The following is a 21,619-nucleotide window of genomic DNA, read 5'->3' on the forward strand; positions in this document are numbered from 1 at the left end:
AGTTCGCGTTGAAAACGCGACGAGCACATGCGAATCACTCATTGGAATCGATACGAAGCGGTTCCTTCCCGTTTTTTTCTCTAATCCAGTTGATCGCTTTTATGACAAGGGGATTCCGCAGTATTAAAAATATCAGTTTGTGCTTTCCTGGAAAATCAAAAAGAAAAAGACCGATAAGAACCGTAATAATCCCCTGGCCGGGAAGCACAAGCATGAGAATTCCGGCAACAATCAGGATAATACCGATTATATTTTTGAATACTTTAACTACCAGACGTAAAAGGAAGTGAACCTTTAAAAAGCGTTCCTCATGCTTTTTATCATATAGAAAGTCCGGCGGCAGGCGGGTGATTATATATGGAACCGCTATCACGGTTGTAACAAACAGCACGAACGAGATGCCGCCTATCCAGTAAAAGATAAAAATATGCTGTTGGACCCACGCTATCATGGCATATGAACCCGGCTTACCGGCCCCCCACTTTCATCGAATACGTATTAAATCACACGACAGACAGGCAATGGTCACTATCATCGATACATAATGACATTGATCGGGAATTTGTTGCTTCCTGTAAAAAATCAGGCTTCATAGTAAAAAAAACGCTTTATCATGTCAAGGAAATGATCGATTAATGGGTCGGATTATTTGTAGCATCAATTCATATGTAGTATATTAATAACAGGCAGGACAATATGATTGAAGATAAAATTAATTCCAATGAGTCGGAAGGTGTTTTCAACGAGTTTATCGAGGATCAACTCGAAGACCTTATCGAGAATATCATTAATAACGGCGAACTCGAACGTTTCGGAGATAAAACAAGCGATATTATCGTCGAAATGGACGATATAAACCCACCGACATTCGTGTATGAAGACAGTTTCGGCTCAGGATACGGGAAAGGTAAAGGACCGGGTAAACAGGGCGACAAAATACGCTTTAACCTTCCATACAAGCGTTTAATGGAACTGATCGCGGAAAAACTCAACCTTCCCAATCTGGTCAAGGAAGGACAGGGGAAAATCAAACAGATCTCCTATACCTTTAAAACCTTCGGGCCGACCGGCGTTATCCTCGATAAAAAACGTACATTCAAGCGGGCACTTCGCACCAGCATAAACACCGGGTACTACGACCCTGCCCACGATAAATACACCGTATTAATCAGAAGGCGCGACAAACGGTACAAGCTTCCAAAACGGGAAGAAAAGCCCCGCTACAGGGCCGTCGTCTTCTTTATGGGTGATATTTCATATTCGACCTACGGCGAACGCCTCGACCTCGAAAAACGTCTTGTCAATTTCATACAAAGCTGGATCGATTTCAATTACGGCCCGGGCAATGTCGATCACCGGTTTTTCGTTCATGATGTGGAGGCGTATGAAATAAGTGCCGAGGATTTTTACAATGTCGGTAACGCGGGGGGGACGGAGGCGGCCTGTGTCTTCGATCTCATTCATCAGATCGCGTTCAATGAATATGATATACAGACGACCAATTTTTACGGATTTTATTTTGGTGATGGTGAACTTTTCGGCGACGATGCGAGAAAAATCGGAGAAATTATCGATACAAAACTCCGATTATTGTTTAACCGGATCGGGATTGTCGAAGTGAAACCGAGTTCCCTGAGTCAGATCAAACGGGAACTGGGGGAACGCTATTCAAGCGACAGTATCGTACGGATATGCGATATTCACGAGACGCATCATACCATCAAGGTTATCAAGGAATTATTCGGGGAGCAGCATGCAGAATATCAGTCAAAATTCTGAACTCAATGAGTTATACCACATCGTCATGGGACTCGCAAAAAAGCTGGGTCGTAAGCTGCCGGAGATTCGCTTTTTTATTCTCGACGGCCTCGAGTTCGTCTCTCTGCTTGAAAAAAGGGTATATCCGACAAGTCCCCTCAATATCTGGGAGGGGAAAAGGATGGTGACGAGAAAATACCGTATCAAAACCGGCATGGAATCGACCCTTTACTATGAAGTGGTACAGACGGGTAATCCTTCCTATGCGTACCTTAACAACAGTAATTCTCCCATGATACAGGCCAGCGTTATGGCACATGTCTGCGGTCACTGTGAGTTCTCGGAAGTAAATGTTCTCAAAGATTCGAATCCCGACAGGACGGAATATGTCATGTACCTCACACGGAAAGTCGATCTCGCACGGTCACAAATGGGAGAACATCAGTATCTCAATTACTGGAATGCCTGTGAATCGGTATTACCGCTTATTGCACCACACTCACAGCACAACCTCGATAATTCGGTGGATACGGAAACGGCGATGAGCAAGAATATCGAACAAAAAGACATGGAAAAGGAGAAGGAGAAAACGGGTTTCATGCCGGTTTCCACCACCCTCTCACGCCTTATTCAAAATACGATTAAAACGGATATCTTTAAAGAAGACGCTCATAAAAAGAAACGTAAAGAAACATTGAGCAGGGTCGGTTATACATTGAAGGCTCCCTGTCAGGATATACTGGGATTTTTACGGGGTTTTGCCCCCGCGAGCAAAGCCGAACGGTCCATCCTCGATTACCTGTATATCGTCCATATCCCCCATGATTTTGTCCTTCGCACGCAGATCATGAACGAGGGGTGGGCGATGTACTGGGAAAAAAAGATCATGCTCGAACTATTCAAAGAGAAGGCGGTGAAGGGGATAATCGATTACGCGCGGATTTTTTCAGGGGTTTGTTTTCCACGGCCGTATTTCATGAGGAACCCCTATCATCTCGGGTATAACCTCTGGAATCATATCGAAGGACTATACCGGGACGGAAAGGTCTGCCTCGAATACACTGAAGAAAAAGATCTCGAGAAGAAAAAAAACTGGAAAAAGGTCACCGATGTCGATCCTGTCGGGGAAATGGAACACCTTGTCGCGACAATCACCGATTATGAGTTCCTCCGGAGATTTCTCACTCCGGAACTCATTCATTCGCTGCACCTGAATCGACTGGAAAAACGCTACGCGGAGTACCTGCGGTTGAGTGACAAGGATATCTATGAATCCGACGATACATGGGTATGGCTCAATCCGGAACCGGTCCGTGAGGAAATGCTCAGGTTTTATACTCATTTCGGAAGACCCCGCATCTATATTATCGATACCGATTTTCAGGACGGCGGTCTGCTTCTCTACCATAGAGACGATAAAAGAGAATTACGCAAGGACTGGATAAAACCCACCCTAAGAAATCTCAATATTGTATGGAAAAATTCCATTTACCTCATCTCCCGCAACACTCTCTACAGTTACGCGGCAGACAGGTACAAGGAAACGATCATCACCCCACTTTCATTCGAGGAAGTGTCGGAAAAAATGTATAAAGGCGCCAAGCCATTCAAGTTGGAGTGATTATGGAACTTTTCGATTACAAGGAGCTTCTTGGTTATCACCGGGAAGAAAGCATGAGTTTTTCCGAATTTGTCGAAGATCTCATCAAAGATCCCGTGCCGTACCTTCATACCAGTTCGACACTGATATATGAAGCCATAAAGTATTTCGGCTACAGGATCGTGGTCAGAAGCGGTGAACCGACGATAAGGTACAACCTCTTCGACGATCCCTTTTCCGGCGGCATCAATGCCGTATACGGGCAGGAGTTCTGTATCACCCAGCTTGTGGATGTTATAGAATCGATCGGCAAGGAATCCGGACCCAACAGGGGGATTGTTCTGGTCGGCCCCCCGGCGTCCGGAAAGACGAACATCGTGGACCTGATAGGTATGGCTATCGAAGTGTATACAAAACAGGAAAACGTGAAACTCTATACGTTCTATTACCGGTTCAGCGATAAAACCGGCCGCGTCATGGAGATTCGCTCGACCTTTCTACACAATCCGCTGCTTCTTTTTCCGGTCATTCTCAAACGCGGTGGGAACATCACTCATCCCCGGCAGGAGCTATTCGACCATATCAACTCGAACCGGCGGGGGGACGAGAAAATCGTCATTCCCACATACTTTCAAAATGCAAATCTCGATAAACAGAATCTCGATATCATCAAACTCCTCCTCGAAAATCCGCAGCACACGGGTAAATCCCTTTTTGATATTCTCGAAACCTACGTTCGTATCGAAAAGATCGAGTTTTCAGGCGCACAGGCAAAAGGGATATCGAACATCGACGATATGCGTCAGCTTTCCGTTCGGGTCCATCCTTTTGATCCCGGACCCGAATACAGATCCCTTTTGAACGAGCATCTCCCAGGGTATTCCCCGTATCTGTACGAAGGAGCGATTGTCAGTGCGAACAGGGGACTACTTCATATTCACGATGCATTTGGAATTAATGAAGGCTCCGCGCCAAAAGAACAGGATTACAAGCCCCTTCTTATGCTGCTGGGAAGCGGGAAAACCGCCATACAATCGACACAGGCGTCGATCGATACAACGGTCATTCTTACCACCAATACCGAAGAAATAAAAATCCTGGACAGGCAGATGACCTCGACCAAATTCCTGGACAGGATCGACAAGATACCGGTCAATTACCTCCTCGATGCCAACTCGGAAATGGATATTCTCAAACGTGATATATACAATATGCGAAAGAAACTCGATATCGATCCAAACCTTTTGAGGATCGCCGCATATTATGCGGTCATGACACGTCTTCTGCCGCCGCTGAAAAGGGATTTCAAGGATAACTGGAATAAAGAAAAAAAAGACCTGTACCTTTCGATCACTCCGGAACAGAAACTCTTCATCTACGCGGCCCAGCCCGAAGACCCGGTTTCGACGATCCAGCGGCTTTCCTATTGGCATCCTTTCTACAACGAGGCGATTAAACTCGGCATCAATATCTACTCGCCTTCCACCTATAAACACCTCATCTGCAAGAACAATGAAGCCGTCATGCTTGACAAGTCGGGGCTTTTCACACAGGACCAACTCAAGCTTATCGACGACGAGTTCATGCGGGAGATGTGGAACGAATATAATGTAAACGAGGGCAAACACGGTATCTCGGTGAGACAGCTTCAGAATATCATGAGAAACACAATCGCACGATCGGACGGCCGGAGTGTTAATGTCGGAATCTTTTTCAGCCAGCTCAACAAGGTATTCAGGGAGGGTCTGTCCCTTCATCAATGGCTTTTAATCGATCCGAAATATAACGAAAAACGAAAAGCGATCCCGGCGAGAAAAATAGGCGAATGGTCCATACCCGAAGGCGAAGGGGATTACGGCGATTTTTTCGGTCTGACAAAGGTAGCCAAATATCTCTATTTCATCATCATTGCAAAAGAAATCACCGTCGCAACGGTGGACCGGAACCCCGAAGAAATCGCCCAGGACCTTCGAAAATACATTCAGCACGCGCTTTTAGCAAACGCACTCGAAAACACCTCGTTTTCCCATATCCTCGTCCCGCAGTATTCCTTTGTCGACCCCGCAACAGGAAACAAAATCGATAAACCCGATATTAATTATCTCAGGTCGCTTGAAAAGGTTTTTGTCGGTGAAAGTGACGGAAAGGGATTCAGGCGGGAGATCGCGCAGCGTTTTCTGGACCTGACGGCAAGCGGTGAATTGAAACTCGAAAAGACAAAAGCGGTCATCAATTCGCGAAACGACAACCTTTTGGGCAGTTTTGCACGCGAATACTCCTGCCTTCTCTCACATAGAAAAAGTGTGGAGGGAATAAGTATCGATCAGCTTCAGGACGCGTTCTTTCAGAAAAAGAACGCCCCGGAAAAATATAAAAAATACAGTCAGGAAATCGATTATCTTGTCGAAACCATTTTGAATAATATGGTTCAGCGTTTTCACTATTCATACCCGATGGCACTCAGTACGATTGTCTATGCACTGCGAAAACGCGTCATCGATTTTTCACTCATTATTTGCTGAAACCACGCTTAACCGGATGACACGGGAAAACGAGTCCGGGGGTCCGGTGACATACCATGACTGTTCGCCAAAATACGATAAAGTAATCGATATATACCCCGTTTTAATGCAATAAACGTATATGATCCTTTTTTTATTGACTTTTATATAAAAATCCATATAGTTTGATTTGAAAGAATTGATCGGTAATTGAGATTGTCTTTCAACGCGGTTGAAGGGCAAGAAAATAACGTGATGACAGGGTATCCTGTAACAGAAAATCGTGGGGAGAGAAACGTCATTCAAACAATACTGTTCATTCATCCGGATACATATTTTCTCGATTTTATAAAAAGCTTTCTCGAAATAAAAGGTTTCCGTGTCGTTATCGCCGCCGACTGTGTCGTGGGGTTTCGAATAGCGATATCGACCCTGCCCGACCTCATCATTTCCTATAAATTTTTTCCGAATCTCGACGCAATGGGGTTTCTTATCAAAAAGAGGACGGCGAGCAAAATCGCTTCCATCCCGGTATTCCTCATGGGTGACTTCACTGAAAAAGAAATCATGGAATACAAAAAGGAGAATGTGAAAGCGTTCATTTCCGGGCAAGTGAATCCGGTCATCCTTTCCGAACGGCTTTATGTATTTTTTTCCATCGAACCCCCCGCCCTGTCGCAAACGACACCGATGCTTATCGATCTTCACGCGAGGGGCAGAATTATCACCATTCAGATTGAAGGCAACCTCGAGCCGGCAAAAATCGAACTGTTGAATTATCTGATTCGATCGTTTTGCAGACAGCGAACGATAAAGGCGCCCAAGGTTTTTCTCATCATACCGTCACTTTATCCCGAAAGCGTCACCCGGGCGAATATCGAACTTCTTTTCAAGTTCACCGGGTATCCCGAACTGACGATTGAAGCCCATAACATCAAGATTCTTACAAAAAACAACGAGCTTGTCGGTATTCTCAAAAGTCATGAAATATTTCAGCAATTTGAGGTCGTGAAAAGCTATTTCGAAGGTCTGCAAAACCTTCAGATCGATTTCAACAAGGTTAAAAATGTTCCCGTTGCCTTTCTTAAAAAAGGTTCCTGTTATATTTTCGACCTTTACGACAAATCGGGAAAGCGCATAATTCCGTCCCTTACACGTGTGACGGATGAAATCCTTTCGAACCTCGAGGAACGGAGAATCAATACCCTCACCTATTACAGCGATATGGCAATTACGGAAATCCGGGGTGATGAAGAAGAAATCGCACCGATCCCGGACGATAAGGAATTATTCAACATGATGCTGAGTGAATTCGAACCGGTAAAAATCGACACAAAAACCATCGAACCATGGGACGAGAAACACACCCTCTTTTTCAGAAAACTGAAAGGGAAAAAGATACTCGTTATTACACCGGACCAGTCAGTGGTACATCAGATTTCGAACACCCTCGACATCTACTTTGATATCCACTATGAAAAATCAGGCAAAGATATTGAAAGCCGTGTTACGCACGACCACTATATTATCGTGTTCGTCGACGCCAGTCTGCAGCAGCCCTCCGCCATTGAAATCCTGAGCCGGATACGGGTGCATGCGACACGCAGGAAAATCTCCGTTGTTATTTTAGCCCCGCAACTCAACAAGATAGAGGCGGTCAAGTTCAGGGATTCCGGAACAGATAACATCATAATCGCCCCGTTTTCATATTCGAAAGTATTAAAGAAGGTGTTTGAATCAGTCACCGCGGACAGACGGACATGAGGATGCCGCCGAAAAATGATGTGCGCGGCACGAATCAGCCGGATCAAGATTCCGGGATTTCATCCCCGTTGTCAAAGACCCGTTCGTAAATAATCACTTTACCCTTACCGTGCCTTTTTGCGTAATAGAGGGCTTTGTCCGCACGATGGATGATCTCGTCATTTGTTTTGTCATCCTCGTGATATTGGGAAATACCGATTGAAAGGGTAACATAAAACTCTTCTTCCTGATCTTCACCGGTAATGAACGCGATATTCCTGAACCGTTCGGCGAGTCGTGTCGCCGGTTCAAGGGCGTGTTCGGAATTTGTTTCCGGCAGTATGATGACGAACTCTTCACCGCCGAATCTTCCCGCGATATCATTCTCCCTCAAAATGCTTTCATTGAGCAGGAGTTCGCCCAATGTCTTGAGAACGCTGTCTCCGACGAGATGGCCGTATTTATCGTTCACGGCTTTGAAATTATCGATATCGATCATCATAATCGAAAAAACGCCGAAGTGTTCGCTCAAAGATCCCCGAGGTCTGTTCTCACTGAATTGTATATTCACTTTCCCCTGATATGCCGCCTGGGAAAGCTCCACATACGCATCGAGTCTCCAGAGGTCGCGTAATGTTCTCTTTCTTTCGAGGTCGAGGAAATCATAGAGTGCTTTTCTGTTATAAAGATTTGTCAGGTAATCGATTTTATTCTTTTTTTCGAGTTCCTTGTTAAGGTGTTCGATCTCCTTGTTTTTTCGGACCAGGATTTCGGAATAAACCGCTTCCTTGAATGAATCGATAATATAATCGGTCAAACGCGCGGAAATAATGACTTTCTCAAAAAGATTGGCGATATAGCTTATGAAGGAGATTGCCTGGCCCGCTTCATCCATATCTTCCGAGAAATACCAACAATTCTTTTTTCCAAGAATAAACTCTTTATCAGTGAGAAATTTATCGTCTTTATGCACATATATATAATTTGAGAAAGTGGTATTGCATACATTCGCAAAAAATCTGGATAGTTTTTTATTGTTTTTTTCATACCATCCTGATTCAATGACAACAAAAATATTTGTCTGCCCCCCTTCTTTAATCGTTTTTTCATGGTTATGGTCCTGGAGTAATTCATCGAGATCGACAGACACGAGTCGAAAAGAGGCCTTCTTGGCTATCATCTCGAGGATACCATTTATGAAGGAAAGATTGTTTTTGATGATAAAAACGCTTTTCTTGCTCATCGTACCACAGTAATTTCAGTCCCCGGATTTTTGTATAAACGACTCGCTGAGGGTGTGGTTTATGTGTTCCGAAATACAATCTCCCTGTTTAAAAAATCGATTCGTCACACAATTAAATTAAAAATCTTCCTCAATGTATACACCCAAACCCTTTCTGCAGCGCCGGTTTCCCGGATAACATTGTCCTCGCTTTTATAATAAAGCATTCTCTGCGAATATTCAATAGACTCTTATGGATGATCGCCGGATATGTCGTATACATTTTATATTCAAGACAATGGACTAACGGGATTATTTCATGAGAAACTGACTCATCAAGGGACAGAGAAGATGATCCAAACAGAAAAGTATCAGGAAATCAAAATGAGAGTTCTCTACTGGGTCGTGTTTACCGCATTCGGGGCATGGATCCCGTTTTCGAGCCTTTACTTCAAACAGGTTCTCGTTACACAGGACGGTTCTCCCGCAGTTTATCTTATCGGTCTCATCATGGCTATCCAGCCGTTTCTCGGTATTTTTTCAAATCCCATAGCGGGGTTTCTTTCGGACAAGTTTAAAATAGGACAACGGTTGCTTTTTCTTTGTTCGTTATTGACTGCAATCGGCGCTCTCTTCATCAGTATTCCCGGTTTTCCACTTTTCAGGGGCTGGTTAATCGAACAGAAATATCCGGCTATCGGTGTCGGGATCATTATAATGGGTTTGTTTGTCCCGCCGATCATCCCGGTTCTGAACACGGAAATGCTCAATTTTCTGCATAACAATAATCGCGATCCGAGATTTTACGGAACCTACAGGGCGATGGGAACCATTTCATGGATCGTTACAACGATTCTTACCGGCTTGTTTCTGGGGTTAACAGGCCTTGTAAATCTACCGCCCCTTATTTATGCCGCCGGCCTTCTTATTCTGGCAGTAATAACACTCCGTGGAATAAAGGCAAAGGTTGAGAAAGTATCGATCCCCTGGCACTACCTTGCCGGCGACACATTGTTTATCAAATTCCTGATTTTCAGCTTTTTTCAGGGATTCGGACTTTTAAGCGGCATGTACTTTACTTCCTACTTCCTGGATGATATAAACCTCCCGTATCTTTTTATCGGAATGGCCTGGGCGATTTCCGCAATACCCGAAGTTCCCGTGATGTTTCTTTCACGCCATATATCACGGCGAATCGGAAACCGCATGATGGTGATCGCCGGAACAGGTTTTCTCACACTGAAGTTCATTCTTCTCGTGGCCGTCGCCCCCCTCAGGTTGCCGTACCTATCAATGCTGGCAATGTCATTGCACGGTATCGGATACGGGCTGCAGTTCAACGGCATGATACATCTTATCGACGGCTACGCACACAAAGACCTCCGGGCGACCTACATGAATATTTTTAATATCGTCGGGATAAGCCTTGCATCGGCATGCGGAAACATGTTCGGGGCGTTCATCATCGAAAAGCTGGACAGCACCCGGATGCTCGCCGTCAACGCCGGTATCGTCATTCTATCGATCGTCTATTTTGTTTTTTTCGTGGAAGAACGGGATCAAAGGATCGATAAGGGACATGATTCCGACAATAATTCCCGATAACGAATTCCACAAACCGGACAAATTCAGGTTTTTCAGCTTCTCTCTTATTGTACCCGTTATCAGAAAATGAAATACATACACATCTGTGAGTATCATGGAGCACTCCTCGGATACTCATACTCATACATTGAATAACGCAATAAAATGACATACCGTATTGATTATTATTAATGGAGATAAGAAAAAACCCGGAATGCCCCTTGACCCGGTCATTTCACAAGCGATTTTGATATCATTATCCTGATAAATTATTATATACGATACGGAAGCCTACATAGTATTTATTTATCTGAAAAAAAAGCATTTTAACCGAGATAGAAGCAGGCGTTCCCGCATCATATTCTGAACGTTCCGATGCTTTCTTCAAACAGGGATACCACCCGCATATTCCGTTCCGAAATGTCTCTCATCTGTGTTGTGACCTCTTCGAGTTCCTTCCTGTTTTCCTCCTGCCGCTTCACCGCCTCCTTTATTGTCTGTATTGCCGACACAAGCGATTCCATCAATGTCCTGATGTCCCTGCTTTTTTCCCCCTGCTCCAGTGAAAGGGATTTTATCTGTTCGGTGGCGTTGACGAGCGTTCCGACGGCGGAGAGTATCTGGGTCGTCCCCGCATTCTGTTCCTGCATGGCTTCCGAAATAGATGTGATTATATCCGAGGTTTGCCGTATATAACCGGACATTGTGTTCAAGGCCGATTTTGTACTTGCCGAAAGCGAAATGCCTTTTTTAGTATATTCATTCATTTGTTTGATCTGGGTATTTATCTGCTTTGCATTGTTCGTACTCTCCTCGGCGAGTTTTCTCACCTCATCCGCGACCACGGCAAATCCTCTTCCCGCCTCGCCCGCGTGCGCCGCCTCGATCGCGGCATTCATGGCCAAAAGATTCGTCTGTGCGGCAAGCCGCGAGATACCGCCGGTAAATCCGCTGACCAGTCCGGCCGCCTTCTCGATGTCCCCTATGGCCGAGAGGGTATTGTTGAGTTCCTCTTCCCCCTTTTCAGAAAGGATTCTCAAATCGCTCGAAATTTCCTGCGCCTTCCTGGCGATGTCATTTACGGACCTGATGCTTTGCGCCATTTCCGTCATCGCGCTCGACGATTGATCGATGAAGGCCGCCTGTGATTCAACATCGTTGTTGATGGTATTAGCCGCGGTTAAAAGCTGTTCGACGGCTTCTTTCGTTTTTAAGACGACAGATTCACCGTTATATGTGTATTCATTGACATCACCGGCAATTCCTCTCATATTGTCCGAAACCGAGCCTATCTTGAAAACGAATTCCGCGAGTGCCCTGGAAGCCTCCATGACATTTTCACTCGCGTCCTTTATTTTATGAAGCAGGTCGCCGAGAAACTGCATGAATGAATTGATGTACCCGGTCAACTCCCCTATTTCATCAAAATGAATAATACTCAATCTCCTGCTGAGATCCCCACTGCCTCCAAACAGCTGCCTGAAACTTTTAATCAACAACTTGATGTGTGCATCCTGCTCCCTCGCATAGGTGATCGCCAGAACGAGTGCCAGTCCCAACAGGATGACAAAAAGCAATCCGAGAACGGCTGTCCTCTCCTCCTGCCGCTTTGTTTGAAGCAGTTCCAGACGGTCGCTGTTGTCATCAACGGTTTTTTTGTCCACCTTGCCCTCACTGAAAAGGGCGATATCTTTCATGTGCGAAAGATACGCTTGTTCGTCCGACGAAAGCGTTTTTCCGTTCTCTATCTTTTCGACAAGGGAACGGGGGTAATTGTGATCCATGGAAAGGACACCGTACCCGCCGACACCCATAATCCCGGTGCACATGATCATGATGGAAAGCGGTACAAGAATATTCTTCGTCCAGAGACTCAGGTCTTTTCCCGTTTTCTTCCTTATATCCTCGAACGAGTATATCGCGAGCATTTCCTTCGGTTTTGCTAAAACGACCGTACAGAAGATTATCGATTCGAGTGCCGAAAAAGCGCCGATGGTCACGCTGTAAAAAACGACAAGCATATTTGAAAGAGAAAAAAGAAGGGTTTTTTCGATAACAGTTGTAATCGTAATATTAAGTACCGGCCCCAGAAAAAAGCCGATTGCATTGACCGCGAGAATCCAGAACGGCAGCCGGACGATCATTCTTCTTGCCCGGACACGTTTGTTTTCGTCCGGTCTTTCCCCGGCTTCGATATGCCTGAGGATTGCAGTAAGGGGCTTAAGCAGCAGAAAATAGATAACGATCAGAGAGACGACCGTAATACCGCCCGCGACACCGGCAAAGATATGAATACGCCCGAAAGAATAATCCCAATCCTGTACGATAAATGCGGTATTGAATATCCACATCAGTGCGATAAGGATTGACGGCACCAATCCGATAATTAAAAGCAGTTTCGGTACAAGTGTACGAGAGGTCATTTCTTCCTCCTCTATTGGGTAGAATACCTATCTTTTTCTGCGACCGTTCGCATTTCCCGTATTGAATTATATACAAAAAGGGACCGGTTGTACAGTGGAGGGCACTACAATAAAAAAAACCGGCGTATAGTATCGAATCAGGACGGTAAAAAATATCTTAAATGACTTGAACAACTCTTCGATATATGGTAAATTTCGGTAGTAAAGCGTGATGTTATTTACAATAAACAAAGAATCTATTATAAATAGTCTAGAAATTTCTTTTTTTCCCGCATAATTCATACTATGCTCATTTATAACTTTTTTTGATTTATGTTATAGCAGCTCATGTATACGATGACGGGAAGGCGGAAAACGCACACGGTTTTTCATGGAAGTGATTCGGTGGAGAAAAAATCATGCGGGAAAAAATCGGATATTTATTGGTTATAAGCGGGTATATTTTTCCATATACGTAATATCCGTTTTTATACCGGCCAAACAATAGTTTATGAATGGCGTCCATATTCCGGGGGTTACAAGGACACAATCATATGGAGAAAGGAGTATAGATGTTTCAAAGATACAACCAGGAGAAAAGAAGAAAGGAATTGAAAAGAAAAAAGAAACAGGAAGAGAAAAGAAAAAAACGGATGGAGAAAAAGAAGAATAAAGATATGGACTTTATTGCGACTGATTCGGAACAGCAAGAAAATTCTGAATCAGGATAGATAATACAAACCAATCAAGGAGGTATAATGGTTATTTCAGAAAACAAAACAGTAACAATCAACTACACACTCAAAAATGATTCGGGCAAAGTACTTGATTCTTCGTCAAAAGAAGGCTTTTCGTACATACACGGGAAAGGACATCTAATTTCCGGGCTTGAAAAGGAACTGGAAGGAAAAAAACCGGGTGATAAATTCCATACGGAAATAGATCCAAAAGACGGCTATGGTGAATACAAGGATTCGTATGTTTTCAGCGTATCAAAGGAAAAGTTTGACGACATTGGTCAACTCAAGATAGGATCTCGGTTCAGAGCCCAGACAAATGAAGGTGAAAAAATAATAACCGTCAAGCACATTGAAAAGGAAAGAGTCACGATCGATATGAATCATCCCTTAGCGGGACAAACACTGTTTTTTGATATCGAAGTCATGGATGTACGCGATTCAAACAAGAATGAACCGGAAAAATGATACGGCGCAGTCACGCCGGGAGTATTTTGCGACAACGATCATCTGAAAATCCTGTTATAAAAAATCAGGGGTACGAAACGGTTTTTCATATCGGTTTGACTAATCAGACACATCGCAATTCATTAAAATGCCTCTCCCTTATCCTCGTTCACATACGATTCCCATTGCAATGTGTCCGAAAAGCATTGTATGATTAATAACGGAAAGAGAACGCACACGATTGTATCATGAAACAGTACCGGTTTATCGAAAATCTTACGTCCGACATTATGTTCGAGGCTTTTGGAGCGACCCTCGAAGAATTGTTTGAAGCGTCTGCATTGGCGCTTTTTTCCATTGTGTGTGATATCAAAAGAGTCAAACAGGAACAGTCATTCACGTTTGAAGTGACCGCGGAGAACACCGGCAATCTTCTCCATGATTTTTTAAGTACCCTTCTTACCCAGAGTGAAATACGGGGGATGTTTTTCAATAAATTCACGATTACATCGTTAATACAGACGGAGCGGGAATCGACCCTTACGGCAAAAGCGGAGGGTGAAGCCATATCGCCCGAAAAAGGGGGGACTGTCGTGAAAGGGATTACATTCTATGGATTTCGGCTTGAGAAGAAAGGGAACGGCTTTCGGGCACAGGTTGCCATGGATATCTGATATGTCTGTAAATGTCAAGCATTTTTCCGGTGATCATGACACAGATAAAAATTCTTCTCCGATGCTTATGTGTCACATGCTTTCGTACCGGTATGAGGAGGAAACATGAAAGAAAAACTCAGGAAACTCTCCGCGTATAAATGGCTTGTTTCAAAGCAAAGCAAAAAAGGGATGAATACCGATGCGGTGATCTATGCAAACAAACGCCTGATTGACGCCGCAGAAGATGCGGCGGTAGAGCAGTTGACCAATGTAGCTTGTCTGCCCGGAGTACTGGAACCCGTACTGGGGATGCCCGACATGCACTGGGGGTATGGCCTTCCAATGGGAGCCGTGGGTGCGTTCGACAAGGAAAAGGGGATTATTTCATGCGGTTGTACCGGATATGATATAAATTGCGGGATTCATATGCTCAGGACCGATCTCACCTCGGATGAGGTGACGCCTTGTATACGGGAACTGGTCGATACACTTTTCACCAATATACCATGCGGTGTCGGGGCTCACGGAAAACTTCGTCTCGGCCGGAAGGAGATGGATGATGTCCTTCTCCGGGGGGCCGGCTGGGCGGTGGACAATGGTTATGGAATTCCCGATGACCTGAATCGTCTTGAAGAAAACGGCTGTCTCAAGGGGGCGGATCCAGCAAAATGTTCAACCCAGGCGACGGAACGCGGCACGCCGCAACTCGGGACGCTCGGGGCCGGGAATCACTTTCTCGAAGTGCAGATCGTCGATGAAATCTACGACGGCGAGGCGGCACAAGCCTTCGGGATAACTGACAGGGGACAGATCACGGTAATGGTTCACTGCGGTTCGCGCGGGCTCGGCCACCAGGTCGCATCGGACTACCTGAAAATTCACAACGCGGCCGCCCAAAAGTACAATATCCGGCTACCCGACCCGCAGCTTGTCTGTGCGCCGGCCGCTTCAAAAGAGGGACAGGACTATCTCGCCGCCATGAGGGCCGCTGCAAACTTTGCGTTCTGTAACCGGCAGATCATCGCCCACTGGATACGGGAGAGTTTCCGTGAAGTATTCGGAAGACGGTGGGAGGACATGGGGATGTATACGGTGTACGATATTGCGCATAACATATGCAAGCTGGAAGAACATGTCGTTCACGGAAAAAAGCGGCAGGTTTATGTGCACCGGAAAGGATCGACCCGCGCCTTTCCGCCCGGCCACCCGGATGTACCGGAGATGTACCGGGGGGTAGGGCAGCCGGTCCTTATCGCCGGTTCCATGGGGACGGCCTCATATATTCTTGCGGGAACGGAAAAGGCCATGACCGAATCTTTCGGTTCTTCATGCCACGGCGCCGGCAGAAGTATGAGCCGTCATGCGAGCCTTAAGAAATACCGCGGCCAACGAATAAAAGAGGAACTCGAAAAAACGGGAAAAGCCCTCAGATCGACCCATCCGAAAATACTCGCGGAAGAAGCGCCCGGGGCTTATAAGGATATCGACCTCGTTGTCGAAAGCGTTCACGGCGCCGGTATATCGAAAAAAGTGGCTCGCGTGATTCCCCTCGGCGTTGTTAAAGGATAGAAAGCCCGGTAATCATCGTGCCTTCCACCCCGCGAGGTATTCGTAATTATTGCCTTTTTTATAATAAAGATATACATCCGTCCCTTCGATCGTCACTGTCCCGGAAAATTTCCCGTTCCCGTTTTTTTCCAAATTCACGAATTTGCTGCCATTGTTGACGCCGACGACACCCGCACCCGGAACCGTTACTTCAAAAAAAACACCGGCACCCTTTTTAAGGGGACTATGCAGCGGCTGATCGATTACGCAGGCTTTTGTATAAAATGATTCGAAGGCAACGGGAAATACCAGTTGCGTTCCTTTTGCCGCTCTGAATGAAAATTGCGCGGCGCCCCAGTATTGCCCCTCCTCGCCGAGCCGTTTCGTAAACAACCAGAGGATATAATCCCCCTTTGACGGGAAGGTCGTGCTGATGATCATGATATCACCGTCCCGCTGGACGAACGTCCTGTTCTTAAGTTCGCTTCCCCCCGCACCGTAGAGGGAAGCCATGGCGACGATATCGTCCGGTGTCTTGATCCTGATACTGCTTTTCTCATCGGTTTTTTGAAGAAGGCTGATATCTGAAAGCAATTCGAGGCGGTGATCGAAAAAGCGCTCCCGCAGATACGGTGCGCGCGTGAACTCTTTGAAAGTAAGCGGATCGTCAAGCAGCTGCCAATCGGACTTTTCCGGAAAATGGGTGAAGATAAAATCAGCCGGTGAAAGAAAGAGATAGCCGCTGCCGTATTGTCTTGTAAACGCCGCCCCGCTGACATATCCGGCATCCCATGTAACATCGACGAGACACCACCCGCCGTCAATCTCAACCGCATTCCACGCGTGGTTGTTCGTGAATGACGTTTCGGGCTGCAGGGGGTTGAACCCCACACCCCGCCCGTATCCGCTGATCTTCACGCATTCAATACCTGCAAGTTCACACATTTCACAAAAGAGATTAGCATAGCCTTCGCAAACGGACTTCCCCTTTTTAATCACATCGGCATAGCCGTACACGGGCGTCGAACGTCCCAAAAAACCGTCCGTATCATAGGCGATGGTGAGCGCGATCCAGTCATGAATCGCCTTCACCGCCTCATATGCATCCCGGCTGTCTTTCGTAAGATGGACGACTAGTTCGCCGAGGTATTTGGCGGGATTTTTCCCGACCCGGCCGGAAAGCGATGAAGGCACCGCCGCCGCTTTCGGATGCGGTTCATATCCCTGATCCGGCGCTTGCGCCCGGACGGAAAAAGACACGAAAAACAATACAATAATCGGGATGATATTCCTCATGTATGCCCCCTTAATGACGAATCACTTTCAATGTAGTCATTACAAGATGAAAAATCAATATATTTCGGCGGTCGTGCTCCGGCACCCGATCGTATCCTCCGATATTATCAGTATAATTTTTTACCCATGCTGATTCGTTTCTCGACAATGTAACCGTTTTTCTTGTAAAAACCGACAACCGACTTGTTGTCGGTGAGGACCTGCAGGTTTACTTTCGGACAACCCAGTTTCTCCAACGCCTGCTCCGCATGGGAAAGAAGCAGCGAACCTGTTCCCTTTCTCCTGAATCGCCGGTCGACCGCCAGTGAATATATCCACCCCCGGTGTCCGTCATAGCCGGCCATAATGCTTCCGGCGATACGGCCGCCGTCATCGACCGCGACGAACAGCAGTTCGTCCGCATGATTTAATTTACGGTCTATCGAGGTCTCCGGATCGTTATGCGGTGCATTGACAAGGAATACCGATTTCAGAAGGGAAACGACCGCCTTTCTGTCCGTTTTATCATTATACAATCGTATTTTCATGCCCGGGGTACCCCCTTTTTATTTTTCGATACAACCGTCCGCCTGTTCCAGTCCGTCTTCCTTCTGACGGAAAATCTCTTTCGCGGATACCTCCGGATGATGATATCTCCCTCTAATACCGGATTTACTCTTTCTTATCTGTATCGCCCGCAGAGGGCAATAATGAATACATGCGAAACAAAACATACATTTTATGCCCTTCTTCCATACCGGCCGGTTGTTTTCCATTTCTATTTTATCCGACAAACATATTTCGGCGCAAAGACCGCACCCGCTGCAATGGTCATCTGGATAGAACCTGTTTTCGATATTAAAATACCTTGTTTTATTGAATAAGAATCGCACCGCCGGTCTCAGCAGGTAATACAGGAACATCGCCGGTTCTTTCGGATCGGGTTTCAGATATTTTTTCTTTTCCGATATTATCGCTTGAATGAGATCCAGTTTCTTCACCATACCGGCTTCCTTTTTTTCGATTTCTTCTGTCGAATCGACGTCGAATACCGGAAGGTATGTTTCAGGCATCTGGACAGAGAAAAAGGAGTCGAGTTTTCTCTCCTGCCCCGATAAAAGTTTATTTATCTCCGAAACGACTCCGGCGGAACACTCCCTCGATGTGACGGCAAACAAATACGAAGCCGACCGTATACGGATATTGCGTAGAAAATCTTCGACAAACATCGGGATACCGAGACAGTGGATGGGAAAAACAAACCCGACCGCATCAGCGTCGACCTCCATCCTGTCATATTTTACCGCGCTCACCATCGGCACAAGGGTGGTTCCCGAAAGCCGTTTTTGCAGTTCCTTTGCGATATGAAGCGAGTTTCCGGTACCGGAAAAATAATAGATATGTGTCTCTTTATTATTCATTTTTTATCGCATACGGGATGTCATGAAGAACTGAAATATCGTCATCGTTTTCATGAGTTCCAAAATCTTCCCGCTTTCCAAATAATTCTCATTCATAGAATCCACTGTTGCTTCGCTGCCGAAGTGCGCGACAATGACTTCCGGCCGATTCTGATTATAATGCATTATAAATATCCCTATCCTCATCATTTATCGCAGGGAAAGCTCCGCAATAAATCGGATACTCCTCAAACAGATTCTCGATCTCAATCTTGTATAATCTGGCTTTATCAGTTTGACCGTCTCTGTACAACAGAATCGCATATATAATTTTTAATGTCGCCTGTTTCGCGACCATATTCATTTCCGCTTTATCGTTTGATGACGGATCTGTTTTCACGGCGGCACCCTTTTCAAAAATCTCGATTGCCAGGCCGGCATCCGGTTGACTGCCGTGGAGATAGTCGTCTTCTATCAAAAACAAACCGCACCAGTAAATACGATCCAGATCTGAACCGACATATGAACATAATTTTTTACCGAAATCATCTCCAAGCCCGACCCGTATTTCATTAAATATATCGGATTGCCGATTATGATTAAAACTCCATCCGTTATGCGACTCCACGTAATTCGTCAGGGGCATAAAGGGGTCTTCGGTATCAGACGACGAGATTGAGGTGCAGCAAAACAGGAAGAGACTGACCAAAACAATAATTATTATTCCATTTTTCATAAAGCCTCCATGGTATGAATAATGTAACGAATGATGGAAGAAAGGAGTATACCTAATTCAATTATTTTATCTATTCTTTTTATTTTCACTTACCTTATTCTCTAATTCATAAACATTTGCATCTTGTGCAAAACATGATCAAAAAGCAAACAGCAGCATTAATGTTTTAACAAAGATCTTGATGCGCATACTCCCAAACCATCGCGGTGATAAAACGCTATTGAAAGCATAAGGGAACCGGTAATACCTCCCTTTTACCGCAATATTATTTTTCCGTTTTCCCAGCCGCTCATGATACATGTGTGTCCGGATGAATGAAAAAACAATTATAATGGAATGAATGCTTCTGATTGCATGCATTATGATTATGAAAATATCGTGTCTAAGCCACTAAGGCGATGATGTACTATTTTCTTAGCGTCAGGCACCTGATTATTTCACCATCCTCTCTTCTCCCGGTATCCACGAAACCCATTTTTTCGTAAAAATGAGATGCTACTAAATTATTTGGTCTATGCCCGAGAAAGATTTTATCACAATTTTCATTCCTGGATAATATTTTTATTAACTCCTTCACAGCTTGTTTACCGTATCCTTTATTTTGATATTTTTCATCTATCATTATAGCGGCTATCCAATACTCATCATTTTCTTTATCAAATCCCCACACAGAAAATCCTATAAGCTCATCGTCATTGTAAATTGCATTTTCAAAATGATTATCAATATACCTGCATTTTGCCATCCAATAAACGACAGGTACAGTGAAAATCTTTTTTTGAGTCTCAGCGACATGTAATTGGGTACACTGAAACCAGTTCGTTTCATCAATTTTCGCTATCTTTATCAATTCCAGAGGCCTCCGAATGGTATTAATATAATATACTGACTTAAATGTATTGCGCGCCATGGACGGCGTGCACGGACAATGTGTCCGAAAATTTCTGAAAATAACCCCTAAACCTCGCAGTGAGCAATCCCAAGACCGGTAAATCCATCAACGTCCACATCCAAAATCATTCCAATACAAACCGGCCAAGAAATGAAAAATTCAAGCCTTTTCAAGGAGGGCTACGATTTCGTCATATTTCCTTTCTTTGGCCACTTCAAGTGCAGTTAAACCACGACCATCAACAGCATTTGCCTCCGCCCCTTTAGAAAGAAGAAACTTGGTTGCCTCTACAAGATTATCCAGCGCAGCTTTATCCAAAGCATTCCATCCCATTTGATCTCTGGCATTTATATCGATCCCTTTTTCCAATAGAAATTCCGCGTTACCAACCGCAGTACTTTCATTTAACATGGCTCGGTGGAGAGCGGTCTCACCGTCTATAGACACTAATGGATCTGCGCCTTTCTCAACTAACAATGCCAATACATCCCTGGATACATTTGCGGCAGCAACCATAAATAAAGGCCAATCCGCGCTATTTTTTACATTTACATCCGCACCGAGTTCCACTAATAATTTTAACGGATTATCTCTCATCATACTACAGGCTAGAAAAACTGGAGGGTCGCCATTTTCATCAGGCTTGTCTAGTAGTTCCGGTTTTTCACTTGCTAAGTTGCGTATAATTTTTTCAGCTACATCAGCTCCTTCAAATATCCATTTTCTGATAGCATCGTGCATTTTACTCATAATTTACTCCTACTAAAAAAATAAATTTACCTCGCGGCAGAACGCCGCGGCCCATTTATACAATCCTTTTCCCACGCCTTTCAGCTAACGGTTTACGGGTACAAGAAGTTCATCATTACCGATAAAATCTTAACTTTGAGATTTCATCAAAAAGTATAAAATAAAAATAATAACTTTTCAAGAAAAGTTCTCTGGATTTGGGTGAGTGCCGGAGGCGCGACTCTTGTACCCGCAGTTGTGCGAATTTGACCGGAAGCAAGCAGAGCTTGCCGAAGGAAAATTGTAACCGTCAATTTCACCCCGTCACCTGCACCGGCCCGCTTCTGCCGACAAGAAGGCAGGAGGTAAAAGAATGAACAGGAAAAATG

The 21,619-nt window shown here is 45.0% G+C and carries 19 protein-coding genes; 9 read left to right on the plus strand and 10 right to left on the minus strand.

Annotated features, from left to right (window positions below):
- Window positions 1-34: 34 nt before the first annotated feature.
- On the minus strand, window positions 35-451 hold the full coding sequence (locus JW881_19855; GenBank protein ID MBN1699780.1) for a hypothetical protein: 417 nt from the start codon (window positions 449-451) through the stop codon (window positions 35-37).
- A gap of 245 nt (window positions 452-696) precedes the next feature.
- Between JW881_19855 and JW881_19860 the strand changes: the two genes are divergently transcribed.
- From JW881_19860 to JW881_19875, 4 genes are all read left to right on the plus strand, one after another.
- Window positions 697-1,779, plus strand: coding sequence for a DUF444 family protein (locus tag JW881_19860; GenBank protein MBN1699781.1), 1,083 nt, complete (start codon window positions 697-699; stop codon window positions 1,777-1,779).
- Window positions 1,754-3,379 carry a SpoVR family protein gene (locus tag JW881_19865; GenBank protein ID MBN1699782.1) on the plus strand — a complete coding sequence of 542 codons (1,626 nt, stop codon included), beginning with the start codon at window positions 1,754-1,756 and terminating at the stop codon, window positions 3,377-3,379. The genes JW881_19860 and JW881_19865 overlap by 26 nt, the downstream gene beginning before the upstream one ends.
- Window positions 3,380-3,381: 2 nt before the next feature.
- Window positions 3,382-5,880: a hypothetical protein gene (locus JW881_19870; GenBank protein ID MBN1699783.1), complete on the plus strand. Its 2,499-nt coding sequence runs from the start codon at window positions 3,382-3,384 to the stop codon at window positions 5,878-5,880.
- A gap of 234 nt (window positions 5,881-6,114) precedes the next feature.
- Entirely contained in the window at window positions 6,115-7,623 is a 1,509-nt protein-coding gene (locus JW881_19875) for a hypothetical protein (protein MBN1699784.1), read from the plus strand.
- Window positions 7,624-7,666: 43 nt separating this feature from the next.
- On the opposite strand, the gene JW881_19880 is transcribed toward JW881_19875, so the two are convergent.
- The gene (locus JW881_19880; GenBank protein MBN1699785.1) at window positions 7,667-8,845 is read right to left on the minus strand and encodes a GGDEF domain-containing protein; all 1,179 of its coding nucleotides are present in this window, start codon (window positions 8,843-8,845) and stop codon (window positions 7,667-7,669) included.
- A 330-nt stretch (window positions 8,846-9,175) separates the two neighbouring features.
- On the opposite strand from JW881_19880, the gene JW881_19885 reads away from it, so the two are divergent.
- Window positions 9,176-10,429, plus strand: a complete 1,254-nt coding sequence (locus JW881_19885) for an MFS transporter (protein ID MBN1699786.1) — start codon at window positions 9,176-9,178, stop codon at window positions 10,427-10,429.
- 335 nt (window positions 10,430-10,764) lie between these two features.
- On the opposite strand, the gene JW881_19890 is transcribed toward JW881_19885, so the two are convergent.
- Window positions 10,765-12,831, minus strand: coding sequence for a hypothetical protein (locus tag JW881_19890; protein MBN1699787.1), 2,067 nt, complete (start codon window positions 12,829-12,831; stop codon window positions 10,765-10,767).
- Between the two features lie 490 nt (window positions 12,832-13,321).
- On the opposite strand from JW881_19890, the gene JW881_19895 reads away from it, so the two are divergent.
- From JW881_19895 to JW881_19910, 4 genes are all read left to right on the plus strand, one after another.
- Window positions 13,322-13,483: a hypothetical protein gene (locus JW881_19895; GenBank protein MBN1699788.1), complete on the plus strand. Its 162-nt coding sequence runs from the start codon at window positions 13,322-13,324 to the stop codon at window positions 13,481-13,483.
- An 85-nt stretch (window positions 13,484-13,568) separates the two neighbouring features.
- The gene (locus tag JW881_19900) at window positions 13,569-14,015 is read left to right on the plus strand and encodes a peptidylprolyl isomerase (GenBank protein MBN1699789.1); all 447 of its coding nucleotides are present in this window, start codon (window positions 13,569-13,571) and stop codon (window positions 14,013-14,015) included.
- A 227-nt stretch (window positions 14,016-14,242) separates the two neighbouring features.
- Entirely contained in the window at window positions 14,243-14,668 is a 426-nt protein-coding gene (locus JW881_19905; protein MBN1699790.1) for an archease, read from the plus strand.
- 105 nt (window positions 14,669-14,773) lie between these two features.
- Window positions 14,774-16,219 carry an RtcB family protein gene (locus JW881_19910; protein MBN1699791.1) on the plus strand — a complete coding sequence of 482 codons (1,446 nt, stop codon included), beginning with the start codon at window positions 14,774-14,776 and terminating at the stop codon, window positions 16,217-16,219.
- Window positions 16,220-16,231: 12 nt separating this feature from the next.
- Here JW881_19910 and JW881_19915 read toward each other — a convergent pair whose 3' ends face one another.
- The 7 genes from JW881_19915 to JW881_19945 all read right to left on the minus strand — a co-directional run.
- The gene (locus JW881_19915) at window positions 16,232-17,494 is read right to left on the minus strand and encodes a hypothetical protein (protein ID MBN1699792.1); all 1,263 of its coding nucleotides are present in this window, start codon (window positions 17,492-17,494) and stop codon (window positions 16,232-16,234) included.
- A gap of 107 nt (window positions 17,495-17,601) precedes the next feature.
- Window positions 17,602-18,021: a GNAT family acetyltransferase gene (locus JW881_19920; protein MBN1699793.1), complete on the minus strand. Its 420-nt coding sequence runs from the start codon at window positions 18,019-18,021 to the stop codon at window positions 17,602-17,604.
- Window positions 18,022-18,039: 18 nt separating this feature from the next.
- On the minus strand, window positions 18,040-18,894 hold the full coding sequence (locus tag JW881_19925; protein MBN1699794.1) for an EFR1 family ferrodoxin: 855 nt from the start codon (window positions 18,892-18,894) through the stop codon (window positions 18,040-18,042).
- 154 nt (window positions 18,895-19,048) lie between these two features.
- Window positions 19,049-19,609: a hypothetical protein gene (locus JW881_19930; GenBank protein MBN1699795.1), complete on the minus strand. Its 561-nt coding sequence runs from the start codon at window positions 19,607-19,609 to the stop codon at window positions 19,049-19,051.
- Between the two features lie 406 nt (window positions 19,610-20,015).
- Window positions 20,016-20,459: a GNAT family N-acetyltransferase gene (locus JW881_19935; GenBank protein ID MBN1699796.1), complete on the minus strand. Its 444-nt coding sequence runs from the start codon at window positions 20,457-20,459 to the stop codon at window positions 20,016-20,018.
- Between the two features lie 201 nt (window positions 20,460-20,660).
- On the minus strand, window positions 20,661-21,251 hold the full coding sequence (locus JW881_19940; GenBank protein MBN1699797.1) for an ankyrin repeat domain-containing protein: 591 nt from the start codon (window positions 21,249-21,251) through the stop codon (window positions 20,661-20,663).
- Window positions 21,252-21,397: 146 nt separating this feature from the next.
- The coding region (locus tag JW881_19945) for a hypothetical protein (protein MBN1699798.1) at window positions 21,398-21,619 on the minus strand (222 nt) is incomplete at its 5' end.

Source organism: Spirochaetales bacterium (genome assembly GCA_016930085.1).
Taxonomy (GTDB): domain Bacteria; phylum Spirochaetota; class Spirochaetia; order SZUA-6; family JAFGRV01; genus JAFGHO01.

What these genes read in the sequence shown, in the direction of transcription:
- JW881_19915 (MBN1699792.1), bottom strand. Translation starts at nt 17,494, where the DNA reads ATGAGGAATATCATCCCGATTATTGTATTGTTTTTCGTGTCTTTTTCC.
- JW881_19890 (MBN1699787.1), bottom strand. Translation starts at nt 12,831, where the DNA reads ATGACCTCTCGTACACTTGTACCGAAACTGCTTTTAATTATCGGATTG.
- JW881_19905 (MBN1699790.1), top strand. Translation starts at nt 14,243, where the DNA reads ATGAAACAGTACCGGTTTATCGAAAATCTTACGTCCGACATTATGTTC.
- JW881_19910 (MBN1699791.1), top strand. Translation starts at nt 14,774, where the DNA reads ATGAAAGAAAAACTCAGGAAACTCTCCGCGTATAAATGGCTTGTTTCA.
- JW881_19865 (MBN1699782.1), top strand. Translation starts at nt 1,754, where the DNA reads ATGCAGAATATCAGTCAAAATTCTGAACTCAATGAGTTATACCACATC.
- JW881_19885 (MBN1699786.1), top strand. Translation starts at nt 9,176, where the DNA reads ATGATCCAAACAGAAAAGTATCAGGAAATCAAAATGAGAGTTCTCTAC.
- JW881_19920 (MBN1699793.1), bottom strand. Translation starts at nt 18,021, where the DNA reads ATGAAAATACGATTGTATAATGATAAAACGGACAGAAAGGCGGTCGTT.
- JW881_19875 (MBN1699784.1), top strand. Translation starts at nt 6,115, where the DNA reads ATGACAGGGTATCCTGTAACAGAAAATCGTGGGGAGAGAAACGTCATT.
- JW881_19930 (MBN1699795.1), bottom strand. Translation starts at nt 19,609, where the DNA reads ATGAAAAATGGAATAATAATTATTGTTTTGGTCAGTCTCTTCCTGTTT.
- JW881_19855 (MBN1699780.1), bottom strand. Translation starts at nt 451, where the DNA reads ATGATAGCGTGGGTCCAACAGCATATTTTTATCTTTTACTGGATAGGC.
- JW881_19895 (MBN1699788.1), top strand. Translation starts at nt 13,322, where the DNA reads ATGAATGGCGTCCATATTCCGGGGGTTACAAGGACACAATCATATGGA.
- JW881_19880 (MBN1699785.1), bottom strand. Translation starts at nt 8,845, where the DNA reads ATGAGCAAGAAAAGCGTTTTTATCATCAAAAACAATCTTTCCTTCATA.
- JW881_19900 (MBN1699789.1), top strand. Translation starts at nt 13,569, where the DNA reads ATGGTTATTTCAGAAAACAAAACAGTAACAATCAACTACACACTCAAA.
- JW881_19925 (MBN1699794.1), bottom strand. Translation starts at nt 18,894, where the DNA reads ATGAATAATAAAGAGACACATATCTATTATTTTTCCGGTACCGGAAAC.
- JW881_19870 (MBN1699783.1), top strand. Translation starts at nt 3,382, where the DNA reads ATGGAACTTTTCGATTACAAGGAGCTTCTTGGTTATCACCGGGAAGAA.
- JW881_19940 (MBN1699797.1), bottom strand. Translation starts at nt 21,251, where the DNA reads ATGAGTAAAATGCACGATGCTATCAGAAAATGGATATTTGAAGGAGCT.
- JW881_19860 (MBN1699781.1), top strand. Translation starts at nt 697, where the DNA reads ATGATTGAAGATAAAATTAATTCCAATGAGTCGGAAGGTGTTTTCAAC.